13 protein-coding genes, 1 tRNA gene, 1 pseudogene and 1 riboswitch are annotated in these 14,260 nt (G+C 66.7%); of the genes and pseudogenes, 6 read left to right on the forward strand and 9 right to left on the reverse strand.

Going from position 1 to position 14,260, the window contains the following annotated elements:
* From QM682_RS15580 to QM682_RS15590, 3 genes and pseudogenes are all read left to right on the forward strand, one after another.
* A partial coding sequence (locus tag QM682_RS15580) for a hypothetical protein (protein ID WP_415131345.1) occupies positions 1 to 302 on the forward strand: 302 nt, incomplete at its 5' end.
* A gap of 102 nt (positions 303 to 404) precedes the next feature.
* Positions 405 to 737 (forward strand): hypothetical protein, encoded by a 333-nt coding sequence (locus QM682_RS15585; protein WP_415131347.1) that lies wholly within the window; start codon positions 405 to 407, stop codon positions 735 to 737.
* 30 nt (positions 738 to 767) lie between these two features.
* Positions 768 to 1,745: pseudogene (locus QM682_RS15590) on the forward strand (recombinase family protein); the annotation flags it as partial.
* A gap of 559 nt (positions 1,746 to 2,304) precedes the next feature.
* Here QM682_RS15590 and QM682_RS15595 read toward each other — a convergent pair.
* From QM682_RS15595 to QM682_RS15635, 9 genes are all read right to left on the reverse strand, one after another.
* Positions 2,305 to 2,380: transfer RNA gene (locus QM682_RS15595), tRNA-Ala, on the reverse strand.
* Positions 2,381 to 2,448: 68 nt separating this feature from the next.
* Positions 2,449 to 2,895 (reverse strand): thioredoxin TrxC, encoded by a 447-nt coding sequence (trxC, locus tag QM682_RS15600; protein WP_415131349.1) that lies wholly within the window; start codon positions 2,893 to 2,895, stop codon positions 2,449 to 2,451.
* Between the two features lie 9 nt (positions 2,896 to 2,904).
* On the reverse strand, positions 2,905 to 4,788 hold the full coding sequence (locus QM682_RS15605) for a pyrroloquinoline quinone-dependent dehydrogenase (protein WP_415131351.1): 1,884 nt from the start codon (positions 4,786 to 4,788) through the stop codon (positions 2,905 to 2,907).
* Positions 4,789 to 4,793: 5 nt separating this feature from the next.
* On the reverse strand, positions 4,794 to 5,159 hold the full coding sequence (locus QM682_RS15610; RefSeq protein WP_415131353.1) for a hypothetical protein: 366 nt from the start codon (positions 5,157 to 5,159) through the stop codon (positions 4,794 to 4,796).
* Between the two features lie 202 nt (positions 5,160 to 5,361).
* Positions 5,362 to 8,193: an aminomethyl-transferring glycine dehydrogenase gene (gcvP, locus tag QM682_RS15615; protein WP_415131355.1), complete on the reverse strand. Its 2,832-nt coding sequence runs from the start codon at positions 8,191 to 8,193 to the stop codon at positions 5,362 to 5,364.
* A gap of 164 nt (positions 8,194 to 8,357) precedes the next feature.
* Positions 8,358 to 8,714 carry a glycine cleavage system protein GcvH gene (gene gcvH / locus QM682_RS15620; protein WP_415131357.1) on the reverse strand — a complete coding sequence of 119 codons (357 nt, stop codon included), beginning with the start codon at positions 8,712 to 8,714 and terminating at the stop codon, positions 8,358 to 8,360.
* Between the two features lie 10 nt (positions 8,715 to 8,724).
* Positions 8,725 to 9,837, reverse strand: a complete 1,113-nt coding sequence (gene gcvT, locus QM682_RS15625; RefSeq protein ID WP_415131359.1) for a glycine cleavage system aminomethyltransferase GcvT — start codon at positions 9,835 to 9,837, stop codon at positions 8,725 to 8,727.
* Between the two features lie 128 nt (positions 9,838 to 9,965).
* Positions 9,966 to 10,056, reverse strand: a riboswitch (glycine riboswitch).
* Positions 10,057 to 10,139: 83 nt separating this feature from the next.
* Positions 10,140 to 10,922, reverse strand: coding sequence for an SDR family oxidoreductase (locus tag QM682_RS15630; protein ID WP_415131361.1), 783 nt, complete (start codon positions 10,920 to 10,922; stop codon positions 10,140 to 10,142).
* Between the two features lie 57 nt (positions 10,923 to 10,979).
* Positions 10,980 to 11,693: a response regulator transcription factor gene (locus QM682_RS15635; RefSeq protein WP_415131363.1), complete on the reverse strand. Its 714-nt coding sequence runs from the start codon at positions 11,691 to 11,693 to the stop codon at positions 10,980 to 10,982.
* A gap of 183 nt (positions 11,694 to 11,876) precedes the next feature.
* On the opposite strand from QM682_RS15635, the gene QM682_RS15640 reads away from it, so the two are divergent.
* The 3 genes from QM682_RS15640 to QM682_RS15650 are packed head-to-tail and all read left to right on the forward strand — an operon-like array spanning position 11,877 to position 14,208.
* Positions 11,877 to 12,878, forward strand: a complete 1,002-nt coding sequence (locus tag QM682_RS15640) for an ABC transporter substrate-binding protein (protein WP_415131365.1) — start codon at positions 11,877 to 11,879, stop codon at positions 12,876 to 12,878.
* The gene (locus QM682_RS15645; RefSeq protein WP_415131367.1) at positions 12,875 to 13,624 is read left to right on the forward strand and encodes an ABC transporter permease; all 750 of its coding nucleotides are present in this window, start codon (positions 12,875 to 12,877) and stop codon (positions 13,622 to 13,624) included. The genes QM682_RS15640 and QM682_RS15645 overlap by 4 nt, the downstream gene beginning before the upstream one ends.
* Positions 13,621 to 14,208 carry an ATP-binding cassette domain-containing protein gene (locus tag QM682_RS15650; RefSeq protein ID WP_415131369.1) on the forward strand — a complete coding sequence of 196 codons (588 nt, stop codon included), beginning with the start codon at positions 13,621 to 13,623 and terminating at the stop codon, positions 14,206 to 14,208. The genes QM682_RS15645 and QM682_RS15650 overlap by 4 nt, the downstream gene beginning before the upstream one ends.
* The last annotated feature ends 52 nt before the right edge of the window (positions 14,209 to 14,260 follow it).

A 14,260-nucleotide genomic window follows, 5' to 3' on the forward strand; every position in this document is an offset into this window, starting at 1 on the left:
ATGAAATCCTTGCCATGCCCGCAGACAAGGCGCTGGTTTGGGCATCGGGCTATGGCGTGCGCCCCTTCGCCGTGGACAAGGTGCCGTATTACACCTGCCGCGCCTATGCCGGACGGTTTTTCCCGAACCCATTCCATGACCGCGACCAGAGCCGTGTTCGCGTACCCACGCTCTTCGGGATGCGCCGCCGCCGCCGCGTGATCCGCGAGGCGGTGCCGGATGCGTATCGGGATTTTCCGCAATACCGCAGCGGCGAATGGGCCTTCATCGAAGGCTACCGCTCGCCAGTCTCTCCCTGCTGATGACCGGATCAATGCCATGATTTTGCATAATAATCGCAAGAGTTGTATACTTAAGATAGGATCATGTCGCGGAACGCCGCGCGATCCGTGGGGGATGGGGCCATGAAGGACGGGCCGGACAGAGAAACAGGAATTGTAACCAGCGGCGAATTCAACGTCGCCGCGAAACCCCGCGTTGAAATCGACATCGAAAAGTATCAGGCGTATCTGGATGGCTCCGGCCTTACGCCCGCGCAGAAGGAAGATTTCCTGCGGGCGCTGTGGTCAATCGTCGTCGCCTTTGTCGATCTGGGCTTTGGTGTCCATCCCGTCCAACAAGCCTGTGGACAAGTCGAGAATTCCCTTGATCTGGCCGCACAGGCCGATTCCGATGGGGTAAGCTCACCGGATACCGATCTCACAACCACATTCAACGATGCCCCGGATGGGGGCTGACCCGGCGATGGCATCGGAAAGGCAGGTCAAATGAACACACACACCAAACACACACAGGAGCCGCAGGCGGCGCTGATCTATTGCCGCGTGTCCTCCGCCAAGCAACGCCTTGAGGGCGGCGGGCTGGATTCGCAGGAACACCGCTGCCGCCAATACGCGGACAGCAAGGGCTACGCGGTCGAAATGGTTTTCCCCGATGACAGTTCGGGCGGCGGCGATTTCATGAAGCGCCCCGGCATGATGTCGCTGCTGGCCTATCTTTCGGCGCAGCCGGGCAAGCCCTATGTGGTCATCTTCGACGATCTCAAGCGCTTCGCCCGTGACACGGAGTTCCATATCAAGCTGCGCCGCGAGTTTGCGCAGCGCGGGGCAAGGATCGAATGTCTGAACTTCAATTTCGAGGACTCGCCGGAGGGGCGCTTCATCGAAACCATCATCGCCGCCCAAGGCCAGCTTGAACGCGAGCAGAACCGCAGGCAGGTCGTCCAAAAGATGAAAGCCCGCGTCGAGAAGGGCTATTACGTGTTTCACCCGCCCGTAGGCTACCGCTATGCCCGCAACCGCGAGCATGGCAAGCTGCTGGTGCGCGACGAGCCTCTGGCCTCGATCATCACCGAAGTGCTGGAAGGCTTTGCGAGCGGGCGTTTTTCCTCGCAATCCGAAGTGAAGCGCTTTCTCGAAGCCAAGCCGGATTTCCCCAAAAGCACTGCCAGCGGCGAGGTGCGCGTGACCAAGGTGCGCGATATCCTCGAACGTCCCACCTATGCGGGCTATGTCGAGGCACCGAATTGGGGCGTGTCCCTGCGCAAGGGCTTCCATGAGGCGCTGATCGACTACGCCACGCATGAGCGTGTGCTGGCGCGGCTGCGCGGCACGTTGCAGGCTTCCGCGCGCAAAGACATCAACGAGGATTTCCCGATGCGGGGCTTCGTGCTGTGCGACGATTGCGGCGAGCCGATGACCTCCTGCTGGTCGAAGGGCCGAAACAGGCATTACGCTTATTACCTCTGCGACACGCCGGATTGTGCCTCCCGCCGCAAATCGATTCCGCGCGCGGATATCGAGGACGGGGCACGGGCGATTCTGCGCACCCTGCAACCCGCCAGCCAGCTATTAGAGGTGGCACGGGTGATGTTCCGCGACCTGTGGAACGCGCGGCTGGAAGAGGCCAGAAACAGCCGCCTGACGCTGGCCGAACAACTCAAGGCGCTTGAAAAGCAGATCGACGGTTTGCTTGACCGGATCGTGGACACCGACAGCGCGACCGTGGCCGCCGCCTATGAGAAGCGCATCGAAAAGCTGGAACGCGAGAAGCGGATATTGGCGGATCGGGTAGAGAATGCCGTGCCGCCGCCGGGCAGGCTGAACGAATTTATCGAACCGGCCCTGATGTTCCTCTCAAGCCATTGGAAACTATACTATAAAGGCACATTCGCCCTCAAGCGGACAGTGCTGAAAATGGCCTTCGCGGAACCGTTGAGATATAATCGGAATGAAGGCTATCGAACCGCTGAAATCACCTTTCCATTCAAGGTGTTAGCGGATTTTTTAAACCAAAAGTGCGGTTTGGTGGAGCCGAGGGGAATCGAACCCCTGACCTCATCATTGCGAACGATGCGCTCTACCAACTGAGCTACGGCCCCACTTGGCGGGCTATCTGGACCGGGGCGGGGCGGATGTCAAGCGGCCCCGGCGCGGAAAGAACGAAAATTCACGCCACATTGCGCGCCGTCGCACGCTCGACCAGGTGCAGCAGATCGGCGGCGGGGCGGGCGCCGGCCTCGCGCGCGATCTCGCGGCCCGAGCGGAACAGCAGAAAGGCCGGGATGCCCCGGATCCGCCAGTGCTGGCTGGCCTCGGGATGGGCCTGGGTGTCGATCTTGACCAGCCGCGCCCGGCCCTTCAGCAGCGCCGCCGCCCTTTCGAATTCGGGCGCCATGGCGCGGCAGGGACCGCACCAGGGCGCCCAGAAATCGACCAGAAGCGGCAGGTCGTCCCCGCGCGCCGCCTTACGCAATGTGGCGACATCGACTGAAACCGGCTTCGCGGGCAGCAGCGCCGCGCCGCAAGTGCCGCATCTCGGCGCCTGGTCCAGACGCTGGGACGGCACGCGGTTCACCTGCGCGCAGTCCAGACAGATCAGCTTCAGGGCGGGCATGCGGCCTCGTTATTCCTCGGGCAGGGCAAAGGCCACCAACTGGTCGCCCACCTGCGGCTTGATGATCGAATTGCCGCCGGCGGTAAAGAGCACATATTCCCGGCCCTTATAGTCGAACACCGCCGGGATCGAGACGGCGGGGGCATCGACCTGCGCTTTCCACAGCACCTCTCCGGTCCGGGCATCCAGCGCCCGCACCCGCGCGTCCATCGACGCGCCGATGAAGATCAGCCCGGATCGGGTCAGGACCGGCCCGCCGATGGTGGGCGAGCCCCAGCTTTCGGGCATGTAGAAGCCCCATTGCTGAACTTGGCCGAAGGGGCGCTTCCAAAGCGTCTCGCCGGTTTTCAGGTCGATGGCGGACATCTCGCCGAAGGGCGGGTTCCAGCAGGGCATGCCCAGCGGGTTCAGGAAATTCGTCAGCCGGAAGCCGTAGGGGGCGCCGTTCATCGGGAAAAGCCCGCCCTCGGCCTCGGACCCGCCCGAAACCAGCGTCTGGTATTCCGCGCGGGGAATCAGCTGATAGATCTGCACCACGTTGGAATTGTTTACATAATAGATGCCGCTCTCGGGGTCCACGGCGCCGCCGCCCCATTGATGCCCGCCCGCCGTCGCCGGATAGGTCAGCGAACCGCGCAGCGAGGGCGGCGTATAGCGCCCATCGTCGCGCAATTCGGCCGCCTTGCGCGAGCAATAGCCGAATGAGGCAAGATCGGCGAGCTTGAAGACCCCGCTCCAACTGTCGCCGGTGGCGGGTTTGGGCAGCACGGGAATGGGCTGGACGGGGCTCGATTGCTCGCCCTCGACATCGCTTTGGGGAACGGGACGGTCCTCGATGCCAAAGATCGGCTCTCCGGTCAGGCGGTTCAGGACGAAATATTCGCCCATCTTGCTGGTCTGGACCAGCGCGGGCACGGTGCCGCCATCCTTCGGGATGTCCACCAGCGTCGGCGCGGCGTTGATGTCATAGTCCCAGATGTCGTGATAGACCAATTGCCGCGACCAGACGACCGCGCCGGTATCGCCGTTCAGCGCGGTGACCGAGGTGGCATGGGGGATCTTCTCCTTGCGGTCGCCGCCATAGAAATCCGGGCTGGGCGAAGAGACGGGCAGATAGACCAGCCCGTTCGCCTCATCCACCGACATGGCGGTCCAGACATTGGCGGTGCCGGTCTTGCCCGGATAATCCGGGTCGATCGAATAGAACTTCCATTTCAGCGCGCCGGTCCGGGCATCGACGGCATGGACCGATCCAAGCGGGTTCTTGCTGTCCACCCAATCCTTGCCGGCCCAGCCCAGCAGAAGCGTGTCCTTGTAGACGGTCGGCGGCTGCAATTGCGACAGCGGGAAATTCGCGTCGGGCTTGTTCCACTGGTTCACGTCCAGGATGCCGCCCTGGCCGAAATCCTGGCAGAGCGCGCCGGTATCGGCGTCCAGCGCGTGGATCTGGCCCGACATGGTGCCGATATACACCCGCTTGGAGCATGGTCCGGTCGAGCCGTCGCTGGCGGCCCAATAGGTCACGCCGCGGTTCTTCAACTCGGGCTGGGTCAGCGCCTTCAGCAGCGTCTTGGGGTCATAGGTCCACTTGACCTTGCCGGTATCCGGCTCGACCGCGATCACCCGATAGAACGGCGTCCCGATATAGACCGTATCGTTCGCGACGATGGGCGTGGCCGACCAGACCGTGCCCGGAAGCTCGCCCTTGCCGTTCGCGACATCGCCCGTATGCAGTTCCCAGACCTTTTCCAGCTTGCCCACGTTCTCGGGCGTGATCTGGGTCGAGCGCGAGAATTTCTGCGCCATCTTGTCGCCGTGAAAGCCGGTCCATTCGGCTTGCTGGGCCAAAGCGGGGGACGCGGACAGGCATAGCGCCATTGCCAGGATACGCATGGATGTCACCTCGCGACCAGGATGAACAGAAGCCAGCACAACAGCATCGCAAGCACCGCGGTCAGCACCAGATGGCTTTCCAGGAACCAGGCGGCAAGCGCGGTCAGCAGCCCGCCGATCAGGACCAGCACCGTCAGGCAGGTGCGCAGGCCCCCCGGCCGCAATGCCGCCAGGGCCAGCGCGGCCAGGGTCAGCGCCGCGCAACCGAAAAGCGACAACCCCGCCCCCGAGGTCCAGGCCACGCCCGAACCGTGCCAAAGGAATTCGGCCAGTGCGCCCAGCAGGGCAATCCCGGCCGGGACCGCCATGATGCGCGCCGCCAACTGCGCGCGGGGCAGATTGGCGTATTGAGGCTGGATTGTCGTCGCCATCTTTCCATCCCTCTGTTTTGTGGCAGATACGGGCTGTCACCTTGCGCCGCATCCCAAAGCGTTAACGTAAACGCAAGCGGCGGAACAAGAGTTTCGGCCCGCTGCGGACAAGGGCCCGATCCCCTGCCGCAATTTGCGGCGGCGGCCAGCGGATGGAGCGAATGAAAAAGCCGCATCCTGGGGATGCGGCCTGATCGATGGGCTATTCGGCCAGCTCGGCATAGCTTTCCAGCGGCGGACAGGTGCAAACCAGATTGCGGTCGCCATAGACATTGTCCACCCGCCCCACCGGAGGCCAATACTTGTCCACCCGGAACGCGCCCGGCGGAAAGCAGCCCTGCTCGCGCGAATAGGCACGGTCCCAGTCGGCGACCAGATCCTCGACCGTATGGGGGGCATGGCGCAAGGGACTGTCCTCGGGCGCGATGCGGCCCTGAGCGACCTCGGTGATCTCGTCGCGGATGGCGAGGAATGCGGTGATCAGGCGGTCGATCTCGGCCTTGGTTTCGGATTCGGTCGGCTCGACCATCAGCGTCCCCGCGACCGGCCAACTCATGGTGGGTGCATGAAAGCCGTTGTCGATCAGTCGCTTGGCGATATCGTCCACGGTCACGCCATGCTCGGCAAAGGGGCGCGTGTCCAGGATGCATTCATGCGCGACCCTGCCGCGATTGCCCATGAACAGCACAGGATAGGCCCCGGCCAGCCGGCTTGCGATGTAATTCGCGTTCAGGATCGCCACGCGGGTCGCCTGGGTCAGCCCCGCGCCACCCATCATCAGGATATAGGCCCAGGAAATCAGCAGGATCGAGGCGCTGCCCCAGGGCGCCGCCGAAACCGCGCCCTCATCGCCCGTCCTCGGATCGGCGGGCAGATAGGGCGCCAGATGCGCCTTGACCCCGATCGGCCCCATACCGGGACCGCCGCCGCCATGCGGGATGGCGAAGGTCTTGTGCAGGTTCAGGTGGCTGACATCGCCGCCGATGGCGCCGGGCTGGACCAGCCCCACCAGCGCGTTCATGTTCGCGCCGTCGATATAGACCTGCCCGCCATGGCGATGGGTGATGTCGCAGACCTCGCGCACGGTGTCCTCGAACACGCCATGCGTGCTGGGATAGGTGATCATCACCGCCGCCAGCCGGTCGCCGGCCTTGGCGGCCTTCTCGGCGAAATCCTCGACATCGATATCGCCGTTCGGCGCCGATTTCACCACCACGACCTTCATGCCGCACATCTGGGCGCTGGCCGGGTTGGTGCCATGCGCGCTGACGGGGATCAGGCAGATGTCGCGGGTCTCGCCCCGCGCCTTGTGATAGGCGGCGATGGTCAGCAGCCCCGCATATTCCCCCTGCGCGCCGCTGTTCGGCTGCAAGGAAAACGCGTCATAGCCGGTGATGGCGCAAAGCTTCTCGGTCAGGTCGGCGAAGACCTCGTGATAGCCGGCGGCCTGGTCCTCGGGGGCGAAGGGATGGAGCGCGCCGAATTCGGGCCAGGTGATGGGCATCATCTCGGCCGCCGCATTCAGCTTCATCGTGCAGGAACCCAGCGGAATCATCGCCCGGTCCAGCGCCAGGTCGCGATCCGAAAGGCGTCGCATATAGCGCATCATCTCGGATTCGGCGCGGTTCATGTGAAAGACCGGATGCGTCAGGTAATCGCTTTCCCGCAGCAATGCGTCCGGGATGGCGGGGGCAGTCGCCGCGACAGCCGGCTCGGCGATCCCGAAGGAATCCAGCACCCGCGAGATGACGCCGGCATCGGTCGTCTCATCGACGCTGATGCCCACGCGGTCGCGCCCGACACAGCGCAGGTTGATGCCGCGATGCCGCGCGGCGGCCATGATGCCGGCCTGCCCCACGCCCACGCGGACGGTGATGGTGTCAAAGAAGGCGCCCGGCTCGACCTCGGCCCCGGCGGCGCGCAGGGCATCGGCCAGGGTCACCGCGTTCAGATGCACCCGCTGGGCGATGGCGCGCAACCCCACGGGACCATGGAACACCGCATAGAACGACGCCATCACCGCCAGCAGCGCCTGCGCCGTGCAGACATTGCTGGTCGCCTTCTCGCGCCGGATATGCTGCTCGCGGGTTTGCAGCGACAGGCGATAGGCTTTGTTGCCCTTGGCATCGATGGAAACGCCGACGATGCGGCCGGGCATGGCGCGCTTCATCTCGTCCCGGCAAGCCATGAAAGCGGCATGTGGCCCGCCATAGCCCATCGGCACACCGAACCGCTGGGCGCTGCCCACGGCGATATCGGCCCCCATCGCGCCCGGCTCCTTCAGCACGCAAAGCGCCAGAAGATCGGTCGCCACCACGGCCACCGCACCCGCCTGATGCAGTGCCGCGATCTGCTCGGAGTAATCCCGCAACCCGCCGAATGTGCCCGGATACTGAAAGATCGCCCCGAACACCGCCTTGGGATCGCAATCCCCGCCCCGGACGATCTCGATCCCCAGGGGCGCGGCGCGGGTCTCGATCACCGCGACGGTCTGCGGATGCAGGGCCTCATCGACATAGAATGCGCGCGCCTTCGATTTCGACACCCGCTGCGCCATGGCCATCGCCTCGGCGGCGGCGGTCGCCTCGTCCAGCAGGCTGGCATTGGCCACGGGCAGGCCGGTCAGGTCCGCCACCATGGTCTGGAAATTCAACAGCGCCTCCAGGCGCCCCTGGGCGATCTCGGGCTGATAGGGGGTATAGGCGGTATACCAGGCCGGGTTCTCCAGGATGTTGCGCTGGATCGCGGGCGGCGTGACGGTGCCGTGATAGCCCTGCCCGATCAGGCTGGTCATGACCCTGTTCTTCCCCGCCACCTCGCGCATGCGACCCAGCAGCGCCGCCTCGGACAGCGCGGACCAGTCCAGCGCCTGCTCCTGGCGGATGCGGGCGGGCACGGTCTGGGCGATCAACTCGTCCAGGCTCTCCGCCCCCACCGCCTTCAACATCTCGGCCATCTCGGCCGGAGAAGGTCCGATATGGCGGCGGTTGGCGAAATCGTCGGGGTTATAGTCGGTCGGCTTCCACTTGCCCATCACTGGCCTCGATACGTCAATATTCAGATTTCCTTCGGACCCGCGCGGATGCCGCAAGACCCGGATCCCAAACCCTCAAGCTCTTTCTTGCCGAAATATCCTCGGGGGGTCCGGGGGGCAGACAGCCCCCCGGCTTCCGCCGGGCCGCAAGGCCCGGCACATGATCAGCCGATCAGCGCCTCATAGCCCGCTTCGTCCATGAAGCCCGACAGATCGACCGCGACGGGCCTGATGCGAAAGAACCAGGCGCCCATCGGATCCTCGTTCACCGCGCCGGGACTATCGGGCAGAGCCTCGTTGACCGCGGTGATCACGCCCGCCACCGGAGCCACGATGTCCGAGGCCGCCTTGACCGATTCGATCACCACGATCTCCTCGCCCGCCTCGACCTCGCGCCCGACCTCGGGCAGCTCGATGAATACCACATCGCCCAGTTGCTCGCTGGCATGGGCGGTGATGCCGACGGTGATCTCGTCGCCCTCCTGCCGCAGCCATTCGTGATCTTCGGTATATTTCAGCATCTCTGGCCCCTTAACGCTTGTAGCCGGGTTGGTGGAAAGGAAGCGGCGTCACATGGACCGGGATGCGCTTGCCGCGCAGTTCGGCCCAGACGGTGGCGCCGTCGGCCAGCCCCCGCGGCAGCCGCGCCATGGCGATGGGACCACCGACCGACGGCCCGAACCCGCCCGAACAGACCCGCCCGAGGGCCGCGCCGCCCTCGGGCGCCTCGAAAATCTCGACGCCCTCGCGGATCGGCGCGCGGCCCTCGGGGCGCAGGCCCCGGCGCAGCCGCGTCGGACCCTCGGCCAGTTCCGCCAGAATTCCGGCGGCCCCCGGAAAGCCTCCCTCGCGCGCGCCGCCCAGGCGGCGGACCTTGGGAATGGACCAACCCAGCCCGGCCTCGGCGGGGCTGGTGTCGGGATCCATGTCATGGCCGTAAAGCGGCATTCCCGCCTCAAGCCGCAGGCTGTCGCGCGCGCCCAGCCCAATCGGCGCCACCTCGGGCAAGGCCAGAAGCGCCTCGGCCAGAACCTGCGCCTGCTCGTCGGGGACCGAGATTTCGAACCCGTCCTCACCCGTATAGCCCGAGCGGCTGACCCACAGGACACCGCCCTGCCAGTCGAACTCCGCCACATCCATGAACCTCATCGCGGCGACGCTCGGCACCAGCGCGGCCAGCACCGCCTCGGCGGCCGGCCCCTGAAGGGCCAGCAGCGCGCGGTCGGCCACCGGCGCGACCTCGATCCCCCGCGCCTCAAGCCTGCGCAGATGGGCGATGTCCTGCGCGACGCAGGCGGCGTTGACGACCAGCAGCAGATGGTCGCCCTTGTTGGCGATCATCAGGTCGTCAAGGATCCCCCCTTCGGCATCCGTGAACAGGCCATATCGCTGCCGTCCCGGCTTCAGCCCGACGATATCGGCGGGCACCAGGCTTTCCAGCGCCGCCGCCGCGTCCGGCCCGCGCAGGATGACCTGGCCCATATGGCTCACGTCGAAAAGCCCGGCATGGGCGCGGGTGTGCAGATGCTCGCCCAGCACGCCCATGGGATATTGCACCGGCATTTCCCAGCCGGCAAAGGGCACCATCCTGGCGCCTTCGGCCAGATGCAGGTCGTAAAGTTTCGTGCGCCGAAGTTCGGCCATGGGCATCCCCTGTTTGGCGGACGGACCCGTTCCGGCCGCTTCAGATGCCCCCTCTGTCCCTACCCCTGCGGGGGCGCCTGAGATCGTTATCCCTTCGGCGGGCGACGGATCGCCACTCTCCAGATCCTTTGACGGAAACGGTTCCTTGTGCCTGAGAGTTTCCTGGGGCGGTTGCTCCTTCGGCCCCGGCATGGCGCCGGTGTCTCCCGATTTCCGGCCTTGGTGGTAGCGGCGGCGCGGCATTCTGGCAAGAACATTTCGCCACGCCGTCGCACCGCTTTCAGGATCGGCACCGGGGTGCCTCACATCGTGGCGTTCGATGCCCCGCCATCCAGCAGGATGTTCTGGCCGATCATGAAGCGCGCATGCTGGCTGCACAGAAAGGCGCAGGTGGCACCGAAATCCTGCGCCGTGCCGTAGCTATGGGTCGGGATGGTGCGCTCGCGCCGCCGGCGGGCTTCCTCGATGCCGATGCCCTCGGCCTTGGCTACGCCCGCATCCAGGCTTTCGGCGCGGTCCGTGGCATGGATGCCGGGCAGAAGGTTGTTCACCACGACCCCATGCGGCGCGACCTGGCGCGACATGCCCGCGACAAAGCCGGTCAGCCCGGCACGGGCGGTGTTCGACAGCCCCAGGATGGCGATGGGCGTCTTGACCGATTGCGAGGTGATGTTGACCACCCGCCCCCAGCCCCGCTCGATCATCCCCGGCACCAGGGCCTGCATCAGCGCCACGGCGGTCAGCATGTTGGCGTCGATGGCCTTGATGAAATCGTCGCGCGACCAGTCGGTCCAATTTCCGGGCGGCGGGCCGCCCGCGTTGCTGACCAGGATATCGGCCTGACCGCCCAGCGCCTTCAGCACGGCGGCGCGGCCCTCTTCGGTGGTGATGTCGGCGGCGACGGGCGTGACCCTGACGCCATGTTTCGCCGCGATCTCCTCCGCCGTCGCCTCAAGCGCGGCGGCGCCACGAGCGTTGATGACCAGATCCACCCCAGCCTCGGCCAGCGCCTCGGCGCAGCCCCGGCCCAGGCCCTTCGACGCCGCGCAGACCAGACCCGTCTTGCCCCTGATCCCCAGATCCATCGCTTACCTCCTGTTCGTTCGCGCGACAGGGAAGCGCGGGCCAGGGCGTTTGTCCAGTCAGGCCGGCTCGAAAAGCTTCAGACTGCCCGCCAGCAGAACCGCCTGACTGCGCCGCCGTGCGTTGATCTTGGAAAGGATCGCGGTCAGATGCGTCTTGACGGTCGCCTCGGCGATGGACAGTTCGGCGCCGATCTCCTTGTTCGTCTTGCCCTGGCAGATCAGCCGCAGGATGGTCATCTGCTGCGGCGTCAGGCTGGCGAAGCGCCGGGCCAGTTTCACCCGCGCGGCATCCTCGGCGCCAGGACCGGGGCGATAGCTGTCAGGCGTGACATGCTCGCCCCGCCACATGCGGCGCAGGCTGTCCACCAGCGCCTCGCGGCCCAGCGACTTGCTCAGATAGCCCTGCGCACCCGCCGCCATCGCGGCCGAGATCATCGCATCCTCAAGCTCGGCCGAGATCATCGTGATCGGCACGTCCGGGATCTGCCGGCGCAGGATCACCAGCCCCTCGGCGCCGCGCGCATCGGGCAGGTTCAGGTCCAGGATCACCGCATCGGGCGGCCCCTGGATGCGGATCTGCTCTTGCGCGGCGGCCAGGCTGCGGGCGGTGCGGATATGCTTCAGGCCGAAGCTGATCTTCAGCGTCAGCGCCAGGGCGTCGCACATCAGCGGATGATCGTCCACGATCAGGATCTCGCGCACGCGCGCGGCGCCTGATCGAGCGGCGGGCCGGGGCGGTTCGGGTTGTTCCTGCGGGTTCGCTGAAGCCATCGCTCTCCTCCCAAAGAAACGGATGGTCGCCGCTCGAAGCCGGCGTCGCTGACCCCATCTTAAGGGGGCGTCGCCCTGGCGCAAGCCCGATGGCGGGCATGGGAAGAATCCGCTAAAAGGGCGGATCCGTTGACCAATGCCGCGCCCCGGTGCCTGAAGCATCCGGCGCGAAGGAAGAATGCGATGCATCCAAGCCGCAGAATCGCCCTGCTGGGAGGGGCCGCCCTGCTTGCCGGACTGCCGGGCCGCCTGCTGGCCCAGACGACAGCCCAGACGACAGCCCAATCCCCCGCGCTGCGGATCGGCACGCTGGAAAACGGCACCGTCATGTGGGAGATCCGCGCCATCCGGGACCAGGGCCTGGACCGCCAGAACGGCTTTTCCCTGCAACCCGTGGCCCTGGCGGGCAACCCCGCCACCCAGGTCGCGATGCTGGGAGGCGAGGTCGACACCATCGTCTCGGACTGGCTTTGGGTGGCCCAGCAGCGGGCGCGCGGGCAGGATCTGACATTCCTGCCCTATTCCAGCGCGGTCGGCGGGCTGATGGTGGCGGCCGACAGCCCGATCCGCGCCCTTTCGGACCTGCGCGGCAAGCGCATCGGCATCGCGGGCGGGCCGCTGGACAAAAGCTGGCTGATCCTGCGCGCCTGGTCGCGCGAGGCGCTGGGACAGGATCTGGCCGAAATCTCGACCCAGGTTTTCGCCGCGCCGCCGATCATCCTGAACGCCGCCCTGACGGGGCAGGTCGATGCGGCGGTGAATTTCTGGAACTTCCAGGCCAAGGCGCGGGCGGCCGGCATGCGCGAGGTGATCGCGGTCGCCGACGCGGCGCGCGACCTGGGGCTTGATCCCGGCACGCCGCTTCTGGGCTATGTGCTGCGTGATCGCTGGATCGCGGCACGGCCGGGGCTGGCGGCGGGCCTCGCGCGGGCCTCGCGCGCGGCCAAGACGCTGCTTTCGCGTGACGATGCCCCCTGGGAGCCGCTGCGGCCGCTGATGGCCGCCGCGAACGAGGCCGAGTTCCAGGCGCTGCGGAACGGCTGGCGCGCGGGCATGCCCGCGCCGGGTCCGGTGGACCTGGACAGCGCGCGCAAGATGTTCGCGACCATGGCCCGGCTGGGCGGCGAGGAACTGACCGGCGGCCTTGCCGACCTGCCCCAGGGCCTGTTCTGGTGGCCCGCATGAACAGGGGCTTCGGCCCCGGCCTCGTTTCGGTCCTGGGCATGCTCGTGCTTTGGGCGCTGGCGGCGCGGCTGGCCGGCAGTCCCCTGACCCTGCCCGGCCCCTGGCAGGTCGGCGCCCGCGTCGTCAGCCTGGCGGCCGGCCAAGAGCTTTGGTTCCATGCCGGCATGACGCTGATGCGGGTCGCGGCCAGCTTCGGCCTCGCCATGGCGATCGGCCTGGGGCTGGGCGTGGTCATGGGCCGCTGGCGGGGCGCCAATGCCTGGCTGGACCCGGCGCTGATCCTGGCCCTGAACCTGCCCGCGCTGGTGGTCATCGTGCTTTGCTATATCTGGATCGGCCTCAACGAGACGGCGGCGATCCTGGCCGTCGCTCTGAACAAGATCCCCGTCGTCGCGGTGATGATCCGCGAGGGCACGCGCGCCCTGCGCCCGGACCTGGACGACATGGCGGCCAGCTTCCGCATGCCCCCTCTGGCCCGGCTGCGCCATATCCTGCTGCCCCAGCTTGCGCCGCAGATCGCGGCCTCGGCGCGGGCGGGCATCGCGCTGATCTGGAAGATCGTGCTGGTGGTCGAATTCCTGGGCCGCTCGAACGGGGTCGGCTTCAAGATCCACCTGCTGTTCTCGGGCTTCGACGTGGCGGGGGTGCTGGCCTGGGCGCTGGCCTTCGTCGCGGTGATGCTGGGCATCGACCTGGGCCTGCTGCGCCCCTGGGAACGCCGCGCCAACCGCTGGAGGCGCGCGTGAAGCTGTCCCTGACCGCCAAGTTCTTCGGCCCCCGCGCGGTGCTGGGCGCGCTGGACCTGACCGTGGCGCGCGGCGAAAGGCTGGCGCTGCTGGGGCCTTCCGGTATCGGAAAATCGACGCTTCTGCGCATCCTTCTGGGCCTCGACCGCGATTTTCAGGGCCAGCGCGACGTGCCCGAGCGGCTGGCCCCGGTGTTTCAAAACCCGGTCCTGCTGCCTTGGCGCGATGCCACGGAAAACCTGACCCTGCCCACCGGCTGCACGCCCCGGACGGCGCGGGACTGGATCGCTCGGGCCGGCCTCTCGGGGCATGAGGCGCTGTTTCCCGACCAGCTTTCGCTTGGCCAGCAGCGCCGCCTGGCGCTGGCCCGCGCCTTCGCCGCCAGGCCCGACATGCTGGTGATGGACGAACCCTTCGCCTCGCTGGATGCGGGGACGCAGGGGCGGATGCTGGCGCTGACAGGGACCCTTCTGGAGCAAGGCGGCGCGGGGCTGATCCTGGTCACGCATGACCCCGACGAGGCGCGGGCGCTTGGCTGTCGCATCCTGCGCCTGTCGGGCCGGCCCGCCACCCTGGCCCCATGAAGCGATTGCCTGCCAGCCGTGGGGATGGCACAACTCAGCCGTGCGGGATTGG

It is taken from the genome of Paracoccus sp. (in: a-proteobacteria) (assembly GCF_047605025.1).
Taxonomy (GTDB): Bacteria; Pseudomonadota; Alphaproteobacteria; order Rhodobacterales; family Rhodobacteraceae; genus Paracoccus.